Origin of the sequence: Sphingobium chlorophenolicum, assembly GCF_000722875.1 — a bacterium.
Lineage (GTDB): Bacteria > Pseudomonadota > Alphaproteobacteria > Sphingomonadales > Sphingomonadaceae > Sphingobium > Sphingobium chlorophenolicum.
On the sequence record NZ_JFHR01000002.1, the window covers coordinates 144,303 to 159,864 of the forward strand.

18 protein-coding genes are annotated in these 15,562 nt (G+C 63.4%); 9 read left to right on the forward strand and 9 right to left on the reverse strand.

The window, feature by feature from the left end; genetic code table 11:
* Positions 1-9 precede the first annotated feature (9 nt).
* On the forward strand, positions 10-954 hold the full coding sequence (locus BV95_RS02295) for an acetyl-CoA carboxylase carboxyltransferase subunit alpha (protein ID WP_037446842.1): 945 nt from the start codon (positions 10-12) through the stop codon (positions 952-954).
* Between the two features lie 79 nt (positions 955-1,033).
* Positions 1,034-2,509 carry a M48 family metalloprotease gene (locus BV95_RS02300; RefSeq protein WP_037446845.1) on the forward strand — a complete coding sequence of 492 codons (1,476 nt, stop codon included), beginning with the start codon at positions 1,034-1,036 and terminating at the stop codon, positions 2,507-2,509.
* Positions 2,510-2,572: 63 nt separating this feature from the next.
* On the opposite strand, the gene BV95_RS02305 is transcribed toward BV95_RS02300, so the two are convergent.
* Both BV95_RS02305 and BV95_RS02310 read right to left on the reverse strand, forming a co-directional pair.
* Entirely contained in the window at positions 2,573-2,737 is a 165-nt protein-coding gene (locus tag BV95_RS02305; RefSeq protein ID WP_037446848.1) for a Flp family type IVb pilin, read from the reverse strand.
* Between the two features lie 138 nt (positions 2,738-2,875).
* Positions 2,876-3,055, reverse strand: coding sequence for a Flp family type IVb pilin (locus tag BV95_RS02310; protein WP_037446851.1), 180 nt, complete (start codon positions 3,053-3,055; stop codon positions 2,876-2,878).
* Between the two features lie 78 nt (positions 3,056-3,133).
* Between BV95_RS02310 and BV95_RS02315 the strand changes: the two genes are divergently transcribed.
* Entirely contained in the window at positions 3,134-3,541 is a 408-nt protein-coding gene (locus tag BV95_RS02315; protein WP_037446853.1) for a (deoxy)nucleoside triphosphate pyrophosphohydrolase, read from the forward strand.
* 48 nt (positions 3,542-3,589) lie between these two features.
* On the opposite strand, the gene bfr is transcribed toward BV95_RS02315, so the two are convergent.
* From bfr to BV95_RS02330, 3 genes are all read right to left on the reverse strand, one after another.
* Positions 3,590-4,069: a bacterioferritin gene (bfr, locus tag BV95_RS02320; RefSeq protein ID WP_037446857.1), complete on the reverse strand. Its 480-nt coding sequence runs from the start codon at positions 4,067-4,069 to the stop codon at positions 3,590-3,592.
* Positions 4,070-4,218: 149 nt separating this feature from the next.
* Positions 4,219-4,389 (reverse strand): (2Fe-2S)-binding protein, encoded by a 171-nt coding sequence (locus tag BV95_RS02325; protein WP_037446859.1) that lies wholly within the window; start codon positions 4,387-4,389, stop codon positions 4,219-4,221.
* Positions 4,390-4,442: 53 nt separating this feature from the next.
* Positions 4,443-5,687 (reverse strand): DUF418 domain-containing protein, encoded by a 1,245-nt coding sequence (locus tag BV95_RS02330; RefSeq protein ID WP_037446862.1) that lies wholly within the window; start codon positions 5,685-5,687, stop codon positions 4,443-4,445.
* 62 nt (positions 5,688-5,749) lie between these two features.
* Here BV95_RS02330 and BV95_RS02335 point away from each other — a divergent pair, with 62 nt between their 5' ends.
* A complete protein-coding gene (locus BV95_RS02335; RefSeq protein ID WP_037446865.1) occupies positions 5,750-6,517 on the forward strand; it encodes a methyltransferase domain-containing protein in 768 nt (255 codons plus the stop codon).
* Between the two features lie 79 nt (positions 6,518-6,596).
* Here the strand turns inward: BV95_RS02335 and purT are convergent, their stop codons facing one another.
* The 3 genes from purT to BV95_RS02350 all read right to left on the reverse strand — a co-directional run bounded on the left by purT (position 6,597) and on the right by BV95_RS02350 (position 10,759).
* Entirely contained in the window at positions 6,597-7,766 is a 1,170-nt protein-coding gene (gene purT, locus BV95_RS02340) for a formate-dependent phosphoribosylglycinamide formyltransferase (protein ID WP_037446869.1), read from the reverse strand.
* Positions 7,767-7,839: 73 nt separating this feature from the next.
* Positions 7,840-10,017 (reverse strand): phosphoribosylformylglycinamidine synthase subunit PurL, encoded by a 2,178-nt coding sequence (gene purL / locus BV95_RS02345; protein ID WP_037446872.1) that lies wholly within the window; start codon positions 10,015-10,017, stop codon positions 7,840-7,842.
* A 361-nt stretch (positions 10,018-10,378) separates the two neighbouring features.
* The gene (locus BV95_RS02350; protein WP_013847261.1) at positions 10,379-10,759 is read right to left on the reverse strand and encodes a hypothetical protein; all 381 of its coding nucleotides are present in this window, start codon (positions 10,757-10,759) and stop codon (positions 10,379-10,381) included.
* A 193-nt stretch (positions 10,760-10,952) separates the two neighbouring features.
* On the opposite strand from BV95_RS02350, the gene BV95_RS02355 reads away from it, so the two are divergent.
* The 5 genes from BV95_RS02355 (at position 10,953) to queA (ending at position 14,683) form a co-directional block, all read left to right on the forward strand.
* Positions 10,953-11,213 carry an exodeoxyribonuclease VII small subunit gene (locus BV95_RS02355; protein ID WP_037446875.1) on the forward strand — a complete coding sequence of 87 codons (261 nt, stop codon included), beginning with the start codon at positions 10,953-10,955 and terminating at the stop codon, positions 11,211-11,213.
* Between the two features lie 11 nt (positions 11,214-11,224).
* Positions 11,225-12,133 carry a polyprenyl synthetase family protein gene (locus BV95_RS02360; RefSeq protein WP_037446878.1) on the forward strand — a complete coding sequence of 303 codons (909 nt, stop codon included), beginning with the start codon at positions 11,225-11,227 and terminating at the stop codon, positions 12,131-12,133.
* 4 nt (positions 12,134-12,137) lie between these two features.
* Entirely contained in the window at positions 12,138-12,650 is a 513-nt protein-coding gene (gene coaD, locus BV95_RS02365; protein ID WP_013847258.1) for a pantetheine-phosphate adenylyltransferase, read from the forward strand.
* 84 nt (positions 12,651-12,734) lie between these two features.
* Positions 12,735-13,505 carry a peptidylprolyl isomerase gene (locus tag BV95_RS02370; RefSeq protein WP_037446881.1) on the forward strand — a complete coding sequence of 257 codons (771 nt, stop codon included), beginning with the start codon at positions 12,735-12,737 and terminating at the stop codon, positions 13,503-13,505.
* A 143-nt stretch (positions 13,506-13,648) separates the two neighbouring features.
* Positions 13,649-14,683: a tRNA preQ1(34) S-adenosylmethionine ribosyltransferase-isomerase QueA gene (gene queA, locus BV95_RS02375; RefSeq protein ID WP_037446884.1), complete on the forward strand. Its 1,035-nt coding sequence runs from the start codon at positions 13,649-13,651 to the stop codon at positions 14,681-14,683.
* Positions 14,684-14,911: 228 nt separating this feature from the next.
* Here queA and BV95_RS22900 read toward each other — a convergent pair whose 3' ends face one another.
* Positions 14,912-15,562 carry a uracil-DNA glycosylase gene (locus tag BV95_RS22900; protein WP_081873246.1) on the reverse strand — a complete coding sequence of 217 codons (651 nt, stop codon included), beginning with the start codon at positions 15,560-15,562 and terminating at the stop codon, positions 14,912-14,914.

Below are 15,562 nucleotides of genomic sequence, written 5' to 3' on the forward strand. Positions count from 1 at the left end.
CCATGCCCCATGGTTAGTTTTCTCGAATTCGAAAAGCCCATCGCGGAACTGGAAGCGCGGATCATCGAACTGCGCGCCACCGCCAATGCGGGCGATATCGACATCAGCGGCGAGATCGACAAGCTGGAGCAACGCGCTTCGAAAATGCTGGTCGACACCTATGCGAAACTGTCCCCGTGGCAGAAGACGCAGGTTGCCCGCCATCCCGACCGCCCGCATTTCAAGGATTATGTCGCGGGCATGTTCGACAATTTCATGCCGCTGGCCGGGGACCGCGCCTTTTCGGACGATCAGGCGATCATCGGCGGCTTCGCGACCTTGGGCGACCGGCGCGTGGTCGTGATCGGCCATGAAAAGGGCGACGACACCGCCAGCCGCGTCCGCCACAATTTCGGCATGGCCAAGCCGGAGGGCTATCGCAAGGCGATCCGCCTGATGCAGTTGGCCGACCGTTTCGGCCTGCCGGTGGTGACGCTGGTTGATACGTCGGGCGCTTTCCCCGGCGTGCAGGCGGAGGAGCGCGGACAGGCGGAGGCCATCGCCCGCTCGACCGAACAATGTCTGGCGCTGGGCGTGCCGATGGTTGCCGCCGTGGTGGGCGAGGGCGGCTCCGGCGGCGCGGTGGCGCTGGCGGCGGCCAATCGCGTGCTGATGTTCGAACATGCCGTCTATTCGGTGATTTCGCCCGAAGGCTGCGCGTCGATCCTCTGGCGCACGGCGGAAAAGGCCAGCGATGCCGCGACCGCCATGCAGGTCACGGCACAGCATCTGAAATCGCTCGGCGTCATCGACCGCATCGTGCCGGAGCCGATCGGCGGCGCCCATCGCGAGCCGGTGCAGGCGATCGCCAGCCTGGGCACGGCGATCGGCCAGGAACTGGATTCGCTCTCCGGCATCAGCGCCGACGCCCTGCGCACCGACCGCGCCGACAAGTTCCTCGCCATCGGCGTATGATCGGCTGACCCCTGTTCCGGGGAACCTGCCCCTGCTATCCGTCGTTACGCGATGGTAACAGGGGAGGCAGGAGAGTAGCGTGAAGCAAACAACATCTCTGGCTTATGCTGGCTTGGGCCTGATGGCCCTGGCCGCCGCGCCGTCGGCGCTCAGCCAGCAGCGGGCGATTCGCACGGTTTCATCGATCAGTCCGCAGGAAAAGGAAGCGGGCGCCAAGCAGCATCCCCAGCTTCTCAACGAATTTGGCGGCGCCTATGCCGGGCCTCAGGCGAAATATGTGGAGGGCGTGGGCCGCCGCATCGCGGTCCAGTCCGGCCTCTCGAATGCGCAGGGGGACTTCACCGTCACCCTGCTCAATTCGCCGGTGAACAACGCCTTCGCCATCCCCGGCGGCTATGTCTATGTGACGCGGCAACTCATGGCGCTGATGAACGACGAGGCGGAGCTTGCGGGCGTGCTCGGCCATGAAATCGGCCATGTAGCGGCCCAGCATGGTCAGCGGCGGCAACAGGCGGCACAACGCAACGCCATTGGCGGCACGCTGCTGCAAGTGCTGACCGGCGCGCTGCTGGGCGATTCGGGGCTGGCCGGCCTGCTGCAAAAGGGGATCGGCCAGGGCAGCCAGTTGCTGACGCTCAAATTTTCCCGCAGTCAGGAATATGAGGCGGACGATCTGGGCATCCGCTATCTGGCCTCCGGCGGTTACGATCCCAAGGCGCTTTCCACCATGCTGGCTTCGCTGGCGGCGCAGAGCAGCCTGGACGCCAGGGTCGCGGGCAGTTCCCGTTCCGTGCCGGAATGGGCCAGCACCCACCCCGATCCAGCCTCCCGCGTGGGACGCGCCGCCCGCAACGCTGCCGCCAGCGGTTCGAGCAGTACCGTGCGCAACCGGGACGCGTTTCTGAATGCGCTGGATGGCGTGCTGTATGGCGACGATCCGAAACAGGGGGTGATAGAGGGCAACCGCTTCCGCCATCCCGATCTTCGGCTCAGCTTCACCGCGCCGTCAGGGTTCGGCATGGAGAATGGCGCGGATGCCGTCACCGTAGCAGGGTCGGGCGGCCAGGCGCAATTCGGCGCCGCCAGCTATAGCGGCGATCTGTCCGCCTATATCGATTCGGTTTTCGCCAAATTGGGCGGCGGCAATGGCGGCGTCCCGCGTGGCGAAGTGCGCCGCACCACGGTCAACGGGCTTCCCGCAGCCTGGCGCACGGTCCGGGCCAGCACCCAGTCGAGCCAGGTCGACGCGACCGTCTTCGCTTATGATTTCGGAGGCGGGAAGGCCTATCACTTCCTGCTGTTGACGGCGGCCGGGCAGGGGGTCGGTCCCTTTTCGGCCATGGTCCAGTCGGTACAGCGCCTTTCCGCACAGGAGGCGGCGGCGATCAAGCCGCGCCACGTTGACGTCGTCACCGTAAAGGCTGGCGACACCGTACAATCGCTCGCCAAGCGCATGGCTTATGCCGATTATGCGACGGAACGATTCTTGACGATCAATGCCCTTACCGCGCAAAGCGTGCTGCGGCCCGGCCAACGGGTGAAGATTGTCACTTGATAATGGCTGGACGCAAAAAAGGGCGACGGGATCGTTTCCGCCGCCCTTTTTAACTAGCTAACCTTAGTTGGTCAGGCTGTTCGAAACCTTGTTAAAGGTGTTGGTCAGCTTGCCGCCCAGAGTGGACATGGCGCCGATGGCGGCAACTGCGATCAGGGCGGCGATCAGGCCGTATTCAATGGCGGTCGCGCCTTTTTCATTCTTCAGCATCTTGCGGATGAACTGCATTGGAAGTCTCCTTGCCTCAAGTTACACGTTTAACTACCCGGCCGCCCCCGCTTGAAATGAAGGTCAGCTTGAACCCGGTGTAGAGGGGGGGGGTTGATAAAGATTTAATGGAGCAGAAGAGGTGTCAGAAATTGATGGTTAATGCGCCGAAACTTCGGTCGCGACATTGTTCCACATGGAGACGGTCTTGTTGGCCACGCTGGAAATAGCGCCGATGACGGCCAGGCAAATAAGAGCAAGGATCAGCCCATATTCCACCGCCGTTGCGCCTCGCTGGCAGGCCGCCAGTCGCCAAAGGCTCCTTATCAACGCCCGCATGCCGCACCCCATTTACACACAGCCCCAAATGCCCTTGTAAAAGCGGCAGAGTTAACAAACCCCTCAAGCCGGATCGTTATGACGATAAATTTCCCCTTGCTCGTGGTCGCCGCCGCCCTGGTCGACGCGGATGGCCGCGTCCTGCTGCAACAGCGCCCGCCCGGAAAGCCGATGGCGCATCTCTGGGAATTCCCCGGCGGCAAGGTGGAACCGGGCGAAGCGCCCGAAACCGCCCTTATCCGCGAGTTGGAGGAGGAGTTGGGCATCCGCACCCACGCAAGCTGCCTCGCCCCCGCGACCTTCGCGAGCGAGCCGCTGGGCGACCGTCACCTGTTGCTGCTGCTTTATGTCTGCCGCAAATGGCAGGGCATCCCCGAAGCGCGGCACGCGACCGCGCTCCAATGGGCCAGGCCCGCGCAAATGTACGCGCTGGATATGCCGCCGGCGGACCTGCCGCTGATCGGCCTGCTCGATTCGCTGATCTGATGAGGCGTCGGGGCAGGCGCGCCGGACGGGCCAGCCCCGCTCGAACCCTTATTTCTCGGCGGCTTTGCTCTGCAATTGGATGTAGTTCTGGATGCCCATGCGGTCGATCATCTCGAACTGGGTTTCCAGCGTGTCGACATGCTCTTCCTCGCTTTCCAATATGTGCTGGAACAGGTCGCGGCTCACATAATCGCGGATCGATTCGCAATAGGCGATCGCATCCTTCAACACCGGCAGCGCCTCATATTCCAGTTCGAGGTCGGCCTTCAATATCTCCTCCACCGTCTCGCCGATCTTCAGGCGGCCGAGCAACTGGAAATTGGGCAGGCCGTCCAGGAACAGGATGCGCTCCGCCAGCTTGTCGGCGTGCTTCATCTCGTCGATGGATTCTTCATATTCGAACTTGGCCAGCTTCTCGATGCCCCAATGGTTCAGCATGCGATAGTGGAGGAAATATTGGTTGATCGCGGTCAGCTCATTTTTGAGGACCTCGTTCAGATATTCGATGACCTTGGCGTCGCCCTTCATGGCGTTCTTCTCCGGCTGTAAGGAAGTGCCGGGGACCATAAGCGTTTCGCGCTCGTTTGTTAATCCGGAAAGCCGCAGAAATCCGCCATTTTTCGCTGCGCTATTGCGTCAAGTTCGCGGCAGCCGACTGCGCCTGCCTCGCAATGACTTCAGATGGAGGCGCGCTCGGCCGCGATGATCGTGCGCGCGAAGGGCACGCACTGGCCGCATTTGGGCCGGCGTCCCAGACGCGCATAGGCGCTGCAAGGGGTTGCGCAACCGTCGCGGGCGACCTCTTTCAGGTCCTTTTCACGAATGGCATTGCAGACACAGACAACCATGCAAATCTCCTGAGGCGGAGATAGCGCAGATGATAATAGGTCGCAATAGATATTCAGTCGCTGTTGCGAATCTTTTGCGTTTGGCGCCGGGCCAGGCTGCGCCACAGCCATTCCGCCGGTCCCATCGCGAATCGCCTTTGCCATAAAGGTGACCAGACCAGCATGACCGCCCACGCCGCCACGACGAACAACGGCATGGCCCGATGCGGAACATGCCCGAACAGCCCCAGCCCCCAGCCATAGAAAATCGCGCACATGACAAAACTGCTGCCCAGATAGTTGCTGAGCGCCAGCCGCCCGACGGCAGCGATCCGTGCCATGAAAGCGCCACCGCGATGCCGCGTGAATAACCAGAGGATCAAGGCCGCCCAACCCACGGACAGCGGAATGCGGAAGGGGAAGGACCAGGCCAGCGCCGACCCCAACGTCGTCAACGCCGCGAACCGCCCGGAAATGATCCAGACCGCCAGCGCCGCCATCGGGATCAGCCCGATCAGGAAACAATGCCGCGCGGTCCGCCAATATTGCTCCGCCTGCCAGCGTCCCGTCAGGAATCCGCCCTTCAACATCGCCATGCCTAGCAGCATGAACCCCAACGTATCGAACAGGACGAAGGGCAAAGTCGTCAGCCACTGTCCGCCGAACAGCGCGACATGATGCAGGAATATGCCGCCATACCCCCCGCGATAGGTCATATATTCGCTCCGGATAGCCGGATGCGCCGGATCGGAAAGCGAGGCGATGAAATTGGCGAAACCCGCGCTTACGTGGCTCGCTCCGTCGGGTGCCGCCGCCGCATGGCTCCAGGCGTAAAGCGTGCCGATGAATCCCGCGCAGACCAGGAAATGCGCCAGGAAGAAGAAAAAGGCCCATTTGACGAGCGCCAACGGCTCCATCCGCACGAACAGCAGCGCGGCGAAGCCGACCAGCGCATAGATCATCAATATGTCGCCCCACCACAGCAGCAGATAATGGGCCAGGCCGAAGAGGAACAACCATGCGGCGCGGATCATCTGCGCCTGCCGCCCGTCGCGCCCGGCCATCTCCTCCCGGTCGATCAGCAACAGCATCGACGCGCCAAACAGCATGGAGAAGAGCGCCCGCATCTTGCCGTCGACCAACAGGAAACTGACCGTCCAGAAGGCGATGTCGCCCGTCGAGAGCGGCCCCGCCGCCGCCGGACTGAAATAGGCCTGCTCCGGCAGGGCGAATGCCGCGATGTTCATCCAGAGGATTCCCATGACGGCGCAGCCGCGCAGCACGTCCATGGCGGGAATCCGGGAAGAAGGGGCGGTCATCGGTCAGGTTGGTCCTTCAAGAGGCTGGAAAAGAGGTCGAGCCTCTGTCAATGCGACTAGCCATGAATGGTCGGCGCAAGCAACGAATAAGCGACGCGTTCGGCGCGGCGGCGGGGCGTTATGACGATCATGCCGGGCCGCAACGGCTGGCGGCCGCGCTGGTGGCCGATCTCGCGCAACGGCAGAAGCCGGACGGCGTCAGCCGGATATTGGAGATTGGCTGCGGCACCGGCTTTCTGACGCGCGACATCCAGGCGCGCTGGCCCGGCGCGGAATTGGTGGTGACGGACCTGTCGCCCGACATGCTGGCCCATGCAGCGAAGAGCGGGCTGGTCGCGGGCACCTTCATGACGATGGACGGCGAAGCGCCGATCTTTGAAGGGGAGTGGTTCGACCTGATCCTCTCCAGCCTGGCCTTCCAATGGTTCGACGATCTGGAAAGCGCGATCGCCCGGCTGGCGGGATTGCTGCGGCCGGGCGGCAGCCTCATTTTCTCGACCATGGGGGAGGGGAGCTTCGCCCGCTGGCGTCGGGCGCATGAAGCGAGCGGAGTGGGCGCCGGCATTCCCGATTATCCCTCGCTCGAAATGCTGCGCTCGATGCTGGGACGCTTCGACGACGCCTTTGCCTTCGACGAGGATTATGCCCTGGCCTGCGGCGGCGCGAAGGGCTTGATCGCGCATCTCAAAGGCATCGGCGCGGTGGTGCCTAGCGAAGGCCGCAAGCCCCTCCCGCCCAGGGATCTGCGCCGGGTAATGGCAAGTTTCGAGGAAGGCGGCGGGGATGACGCCTATCAGGTGCTGTTCGGCCGCGTAACGCGAGTTGGCTGATTATGAGGATATGGCAGTACTGGCCATCCCAAGACATTCCCCTCCCGCTTGCGGGAGGGGGCGTGACGGTTCTTCACCCTCATCCCCCATAAACAATCCGCACCTTGCCCGCAGCCTCCGCCGCCACAGCCCGTGCCCTGTCCGCATCCTCCGCCTTGGCCAGAGCCACGCCCATCCTGCGATAGGGCCGGGTCGTCGGCTTGCCGAACAGCCGCAAATCGACTTCCCCGCCGGGCGTCGAGAGCGCCTCCGCCAGGCCCTCGAACCGGAAGTCGTCCGCTTCCCGATCCGCCAATATCACCGCCGAAGCCGCGCCCCCGGCCAGCGTCACTTCCGGCACCGGCAGACCCAATATGGCGCGGGCATGCAGGTCGAACTCGCTGAAATTCTGCGAAATCAGCGTCACCATGCCGGTATCGTGCGGCCGCGGCGACAATTCGGAGAAGATCACATCCTCCCCCTTCACGAAGAATTCCACGCCGAAAATGCCGTATCCGCCCAGATTGTCGACCACCTTGCGCGCCATGTCCTGCGCGGCGGAAAGGGCGGCGTTAGACATGGGCGTCGGCTGCCAGCTTTCCTGATAATCGCCGCGCTCCTGCCGGTGGCCGATCGGCGGGCAGAAGCTGACGCCCTCCCGGCTGCGCACCGTCAGCAGCGTGATCTCATAGTCGAAGGCGATGAATTCCTCGACGATCACCCGGCTCCGGTCGCCGCGCATATTGGCGACGGCATAGGTCCACGCCGCTTCCAGTTCCCCGGCGGCGCGAACCGTGCTCTGACCCTTGCCGGATGAGGACATGACCGGCTTGATGACGCAGGGCAGGCCGGTATGCGCGGCCCCCGCCAGCACTTCCTCCAGCGTCTCGGCATAGCGGTAGCGGGACGTGCGCAGTCCCAATTCCACCGCCGCCACCTCGCGGATGCGGTCGCGGTTCATCGTCATGATGGTGGCGCGGGCGGAGGGCACGACGGTCACGCCCCGCGCCTCGAAATCGGCCAGCACCTCGGTACGGATCGCCTCGATCTCCGGCACGACGAAATCGGGCTTGTGTTTCTCGATCGCCTTGGCCAGCAGGTCGGCATCCAGCATCGAAAAGACCTCATGGCCATCTGCCACCTGCATGGCGGGCGCGCCCGCATAGCTGTCGCAGGCGATGACCTGCGCGCCCAGCCGCTTGGCGGAGATCACGAACTCCCGCCCCAGTTCGCCCGAACCGAGGAGAAGAATCTTCGCGGTAAAGGCCATGGCGGCTTCCTTTCAGACAGGCGATGCAAAACAAGCTGTTCCTGCCTGCGCAGGCGCAGCTTGTTTTTATTGTTTAAAGTTCCGCGTCCATCAGCGCCGGGAAGAAGCCCTCATGCGCGCCGCGCAACTCGGCCAGCGCCACGCCCGCCACCTTGTCGCCGCCCGTCGTCCCGATCTTCACGGCGCCCGGAATGTCGACGCCCTGGGCAGCGGCGACGATGTACCGCCCCTGATCCTCGCCAAAGGCGCTCGCGGTCGTCAGGGCGATGCTGAGGTCCGCCCCGATCTTCCCGGCCAGCGCCATCTCGGTGACCGCCACGATCAGGCCGCCGTCGGAAATATCATGCACCGCATTGACCTTGCCCGCCGCGATCAGCGTGCGGACGGCCTCGGCATTGGCGCGCTCCGCCGCCAGATCGACCTTGGGCGCATTGCCCGCTTCCCGCCCGGCAATTTCGCGCAGCCAGATCGACTGGCCCAGATGCGTCCCTTCGCCGCCGATCAGCCAGATCGCGTCGCCCTCATTCTTGAAGGCCACGGTCGCCATCCCGTCGACATCCTTGAGCAGGCCGATGCCGCCGATGGCGGGAGTCGGCAGGATCGCGGACCCTCCGCCAGTCGCCTTGGATTCGTTGTAGAGCGACACATTGCCCGACACGATGGGGAAATCCAGCGCGCGGCAAGCGTCGCCCATGCCCTCCAGGCAGCCGGTGAACTGGGCCATGATCTCCGGCCGCTGCGGATTGGCGAAGTTCAGGCAATTGGTAACGGCCAGCGGCGTCGCGCCGACCGCGCTGATATTGCGATAGCATTCCGCGATGGCCTGCTTGCCGCCCTCATAGGGATCGGCATAGCAATAGCGCGGCGTGCAGTCGGTGCTGATCGCGATGCCCTTTTGCGATCCATGGACGCGCACCACCGCCGCGTCGCCGCCGGGGCGCTGCACCGTGTCGGCGCCGACCATATGGTCATATTGCTCCCAGATCCAACGGCGCGAGGCGATGTCGGGCGAACCCATCAGCCTGACGAGATCAGCGCCGATGTCGGCGCTCTCGGCAATCTCGCCCAGCGGCTGGACGCCGGACCAGATCTTATATTCATCCTTGGCCATCGCCGGACGGTCATAGAGCGGCGCATCGTCGGCCAGCGGGGCCAGCGGAATGTCGCACACCGTCTCGCCCTTGTGGACCAGCACCATGCGGCCCGTGTCGGTCACATGGCCGATCACCGCGAAATCCAGTTCCCACTTGCGGAAAATGGCTTCGGCAAAATCCTCCTTGCCCGGCTGGAGCACCATCAGCATGCGCTCCTGCGACTCCGACAGCATCATCTCATAGGCCGTCATGCCGGTTTCGCGCTGCGGCACCTTGTCCATGTCGAGCTGAATGCCGACGCCGCCCTTCGACGCCATCTCCACGGAGGAGGAGGTAAGGCCCGCCGCACCCATATCCTGGATCGCGACGATGGCGTCGGATGCCATGAGTTCCAGGCATGCCTCGATCAGCAGCTTTTCGGTGAAGGGATCGCCCACCTGCACGGTCGGCCGCTTCTCCTCCGAATCCTCGCCGAAATCGGCCGATGCCATCGTCGCGCCATGAATGCCGTCGCGGCCGGTCTTGGAGCCGACATAGACGATCGGATTGCCCACGCCCGACGCGGCGCTGTAGAAAATCTTGTTCGTCTCGGCGACGCCCACGGTCATCGCGTTGACCAGGATGTTGCCGTCATAGGCGGGGTGGAAATTCACCTCGCCGCCCACAGTCGGCACGCCCACGCAATTGCCGTAGCCGCCGATGCCGCGCACCACGCCGCTGATGAGATGCTTCATCTTGGGGTGATCGGGTCGCCCGAAGCGCAGCGCGTTCATGTTCGCCACCGGCCGCGCGCCCATGGTGAACACGTCGCGCAAAATGCCGCCCACGCCCGTCGCCGCGCCCTGATAGGGTTCGATGTAGGACGGGTGGTTGTGGCTTTCCATCTTGAAGATCGCGGCCTGGCCGTCGCCAATGTCGACGACGCCTGCATTCTCGCCGGGGCCGCAAATGACCTGCGGTCCTTCGGTCGGCAGCTTCTTCAGATGGATTCGCGAGCTTTTGTAAGAGCAATGCTCCGACCACATGACCGAGAATATGCCGAGTTCGGTGAGATTCGGCTCCCGCCCAAGCGCGTTCAGGACGCGATCATATTCTTCCGGGGAGAGCCCATGTTCGGCGACGACCTGGGGCGTGATCTGGGATGCGGTGCTGGACATGAGCGCGCCTTTAGCGATGGAGCGTCCGATAGACAATGCTGACGCGCACGCACAGACGAAAACGTTGCTGCGGTTCGGCGCAAGAGCGTATTTGGGTGGAAACCGGACCCATCCTATTCCTCCCCATCGAGAGATGGGGAGGGGGACCGGCCGCAGGCTGGTGGAGGGGAAGATACGCAGGTCACGCCATTTCCCCTCCACCATCGGCTGCGCCGACGGTCCCCCTCCCCACGCTGCGCGTAGGGAGGATTAGTGGCAGCAATTGGCCATCTTCCACCAAATCCCCGCACATCCAATAAAGAAAAGGGCCGGCCTCCGCATGGGAAGACCGGCCCGGATGTGCAGGAAAATGTAAAGAGGATCAGCCCTTGCAGCTAACCGCGCTCTTGCCGGGCAGGGTGGCGGTGATCTGCTTGCCCGAACCCTCGACCTTGTAGCCGGCGCCCTCGAAGGGCTTGCCCGCTTCCGCGGCGGTCAACTTGGTCGGCGCGCCGTCCTTTTCGGTGCGCAGGTTCGCCGTCTTGTCGTCGCTCATGAAGTCGACGAAGATCAGGCTGTTGTCCTTGCACCGATATTGATGGCTTTCCTTCACCATCGGCGGCAGCTCGACCGGTGCGGCATTGGCCAGTTTGTCGGCCATGGGATCGGCGGGGCCGCCCACCACTTCGGGAGCGTCGTTATTGTTGCAGGCCGAAAGCAGCGCCAGCGCCGCCACGGAGATCAGGGAGAGATGATATTTCATAGCGGTCCTTCTATGTGCACTAGCCACGCCAAGCGTCAACGCAAAACTGCCGTAAGTCCGCCAGCCCCTGTCGCGACGTCATGACGTTTTCATGACGAAAGGGCCGAAATTGGCCGCGACGGCCCCAATAAGCCTGCGCCAAGAGCTTGACTGTGGGCTTGACCGGGCGGGCAGGGGCGGCCAATGCAGGGATATGGCGCAAGACAGCATGACAGAGCAGGGCGATCCATCGCAAATGTCGTTCGAGGACGCGCTGCGCGCTCTCGAATCGATCGTCCGGCGGCTGGAAAGCGGCGACGTGCCGCTCGACGAATCCATCTCGCTTTATTCGCAGGGCGAGGAATTGCGGAAACGCTGCATGGAACGGCTCCAGGCGGCGGAGGCGCGCATCGCCAAGCTGACCTTGGACGCCGGCGGGGCCGTCACGGGCGCGCAGCCCTTCGGCGCGGACTGAAAGCCGCGGGCATGAGCGGACCCGCCTCCGCCTCGACCCTGGTCGCCAGCCGTGCCGCCGCCCTCGCGGAGGATGTCGACCGCCTGTTCGACACGCTGCTGGCGGTCCCCGACGATCCGCGCAGGCGCCTTTACGAAGCGATGCGCCATGCCGCCATGGGCGGCGGCAAGCGGCTGCGCCCGCTGCTGGTGCAGGCGGCCAGCGACCTGTTCAACATCTCGCGGGATTCGGCGCTGCGGGTCGGCGTCGCGGTCGAATGCATCCATGTCTATTCGCTGGTGCATGACGATCTGCCCGCGATGGACGACGACGACATGCGCCGGGGCAAGCCCACCGTGCACAAGGCGTTCGACGAAGCGACGGCGATCCTGGCGGGCGATTGCCTGCACGACCTGGCGTTCGAGATATTGGCGGATGAGGAAACCCATCCCGACCCCTTCGTCCGCGTCGAACTGGTGAAGGCGCTGGCCGTCGCCAGCGGCACCAGCGGCATGGCGGGCGGCCAGATGATGGACCTGGAGGCGGAGAAGGCCAGTTTCGACCTGCCCACCGTCACCCGGCTCCAGCAATTGAAGACCGGCGCGCTGATCGCCTTTTGCGTCGACGCGGCGGCGATCATGGCGCGCATCCCGCCGGACGCGCGCACTCGCCTGCACGGCTATGCGCGGGACATCGGCCTCGCTTTCCAGATCGCCGACGACCTGCTGGACGTGGAGGGCGACGCCGACCTCGCCGGCAAGGCGCTGGGCAAGGATGCGGCGGCGGGCAAGGAAACCTTCGTTTCGCTGCTGGGGACGGATCGGGCGCGGCAGCAGGCCCGCCTGCTGGTGGAACAGGCCAAGGCGCATCTGCACGGGCACGGTCCGGAGGCCGACCTGCTGCGCGCCATCGCGGATTATATCGTGGAAAGGGATCGCTAGGGGCATGAGCAGCAAGCAGAGGGTGGGGGTTTATCCCGGCACGTTCGACCCGATCACCCTGGGTCATATGGACATCATCCGGCGCGGCGCGAAACTGGTCGACAAGCTGGTGATCGGCGTCACCACCAACATCAGCAAATCGCCCATGTTCTCCGACGAGGAACGGCTGGACATGGTCCGCCGCGAATGCGCGGGGATCGACACGGAAATCGTCGTCACCGGCTTCAACTCGCTGCTGATGGACTTCGCCGAATCGCAGGGGGCCAGCGTCATCATCCGGGGCCTGCGCGCCGTCGCCGACTTCGAATATGAATATCAGATGGCGGGCATGAACCAGCAGATCAACGGCCGGGTGGAAACCGTATTCCTGATGGCGGACGTCTCGCTGCAACCCATCGCGTCGCGGCTGGTCAAGGAAATCGCGCTTTACGGCGGGCCGATCCATAAATTCGTCAGCCCCGCCGTGCGCGACGAGGTGGAGGCGAGGGTGGCGAAACTGGGTCTGAAGGGCCAGTAAAGCCTTCGTTCAGTTGCCAATCGCCAAGAGCACGCTATCAGGGGCACATTCGTTCCTGGGGCAAATATGAGGAAAGCTTCGTTCATGCGGTTCACGTCGGCGCTCAAGACCGTGGCGATCGGTTTCGCTCTCTATGCATCGAGCGGCGCCGCCCTGACCCAGGGCGGACGCAATGCCGAGGAAATGAAGAAGGAAGAGGCGGCCGTCCGCGCCGAGCAGGCGGCCAAGCAGCTCGGCCTCGACCCCGCATCGAAACTGCCGCCCGCGACTGTCCCGGCCGACCCGCAGAATATCTGGGATCTCGACCTGTCCAGCGGCGGCCGCGTGCGCATCCAGTTGCGCTCCGACATCGCGCCCCAACATGTCGAACGGATCAAGGAACTGACCCGGCAGGGCTTCTACAACGGCCTTAAATTCCACCGCGTCATCCCCGGCTTCATGGCGCAGGGCGGCGATCCGAAGGGCGACGGCACCGGCGGCTCGACGCTTCCGGACCTGAAGGCGGAATTCAACCCGATGCCGCACCTGCGCGGCACCGTCTCCATGGCCCGCGCCCAGAGCGAGGACAGCGCGAACAGCCAGTTCTTCATCGTCTTCCTGCCGCGCATGCAGCTCGACAAGAAATATACCGTCTTCGGCCGGGTGATCGACGGCATGCAATATGTCGACGCCATCGCGCAGGGCGAACCGCCCGCCAACCCGACGATCATCCTTCAGGCATCGATCGAAAGCGACGGCAAGCCACCGGTGACGGCGCTGCCGACCCCGCCCGCGCCGCCCGCCCCCTCGATCATCGCGCCGCCGGTGAAGAAGCTCGCGCCCGCGAAGAAGCCGGTTGCGCCGAAAAAGAAGTAATAGGGCCGCGCCTTATCCCTAACTCGTCATGCTGAACTTGTTTCAGCATCCATTTCGCCGGATCGAGCCGAGAGTGGTGAATCGCGATGCGTGGCCATGAAACATGTTCAGCATGAAGATCTGCTCCTGAGGACCGGCGCCCCATGCGCGTAGACCTGTTCGATTTCGACCTCCCGCCCGAAAACATCGCGCTCCGGCCCGCGTCCCCCCGCGATTCGGCCCGGCTGCTGCTGGTATCGGGCGACGCGCCGTTCGAGGACCGTATCGTCCGCGACCTGCCCGGCCTGCTGGGCCCCGGCGACGTGCTGGTTTTCAACGACACGAAGGTGATCCCCGCCCAACTCGAAGGCATGCGCGGCGAGGCAAGGATCGGCGCGACCCTCCACAAACGCCTCAGCCTGCGCCAGTGGCAGGCCTTCCTGCGCAACGCCAAGCGGGTGCGCGACGGCGACCGCATAGATTTCGGCGCGGGCGTCACCGCCATCGCCGGGCCGCGGGACGAGGATGGCGGCGTCACGCTCAGCTTCGAAGGCGAGGAACCGGTGGAAGTCCTGCTGGAACGGGCAGGCCGAATGCCGCTGCCCCCCTATATCGCCAGCAAGCGCCCCACCGATGAGCGCGACCGCAGCGACTATCAGACCATGTTCGCGCGGGAGGATGGCGCGGTCGCCGCGCCCACCGCTGCGCTGCACTTCACGCCGGAACTGACGGCGGAGCTGGCGAAGGCTGGCGTGGGCACGGAAACGCTGACCCTGCATGTCGGCGCGGGCACCTTCCTGCCGGTCAAGGCGGAGGATACGGACGACCACCGCATGCACGCCGAATGGGGCCGGATCGACCAGCCGACGGCGGACCGGCTGAACGCGGCGCGCCAGGCGGGAGGGCGTCTGATCGCCGTCGGCACCACCAGCCTGCGCCTGCTGGAAAGCGCAACGGACGAGCATGGCGTCATCCATCCCTTCGCCGACGAAACGCGCATCTTCATCACGCCCGGTTATCGCTTCCGGGCGGTGGATGGACTGATGACCAATTTCCACCTGCCCAAATCGACATTGTTCATGCTGGTAAGTGCCTTGATGGGCACGGAAAAAATGCAATCAGCGTACAGGCACGCAATCAAGGAAGGCTATCGATTCTATAGTTACGGGGACTCTAGTCTGCTGCTGCCGGAGGGATAAGGCGAGAGCCATTTTCAGTAGGAAACGTAGCCTTCGTAATGCGAGCGGTCACGAAAGCGCTTCAGTGGGTGCCTTGTTCAAAGCCTTGGAGATGTCTGGAGCCGACGCGACTTGTTGTTGTGCCTGCGCCCAACATCACGCGGGTATCGGACGACGTGACTTGAAACTGGGTGACGGCTGGGTGCATTTTTTCCGACGGCACTCATAAAAAGTTCGCAGATACCCTGATCAAAGTAATGTGTTTGCTTCAATCCTGTATAGTTCTCGAATTTTATTAGAAAATTCGGCTTGCCCACCGTAGCTTGGATGACGGACTTTCAAGACGTCGCTAGGTTTTGAAAGTTGCTTCAGCACCTTCTCTGCATCGTTTCCTACTGCAACAAGACGTTTTGGCCGCAACATTCGAATAAGCTGATCTAGAATATCCATTCCCGCTTTTCGTTCTTTTGCATTGTGCGCCCGATTAGTGAATTGGTTTTGCTGTTCATGTGGATGAAGGGGAAACACGTTCCACAGGAAAATGGGGGTGTCAATAGATCGAAGCAAATCCCAAATGATGGTGGCTGTTCTCTCAGAAACGGCCTGTCCTATTGTTGGTCTGGAGCGAATGATCCCCCAGCGCGACAAATGATCCTGAAAATGCACATCGTCGGTAAGTGCCATGCCTGTGCGGCGACCTCCACGGAAGCCAAGATCACGACCAACCCATAATGCATCTAGCTCTGCATCCGCTGCCGCTTCCAGAATTTCTGTGAGGAGGCCCGCACGCTGTACCGGCGCATCGGTCAAATCATGGACCGCGCACCGGTCAGAATATGGATTGAACGCGTTTGCAAACTGCAATGCGCCAAGCTGAGAAACAAATCGAATCGGCGTCAT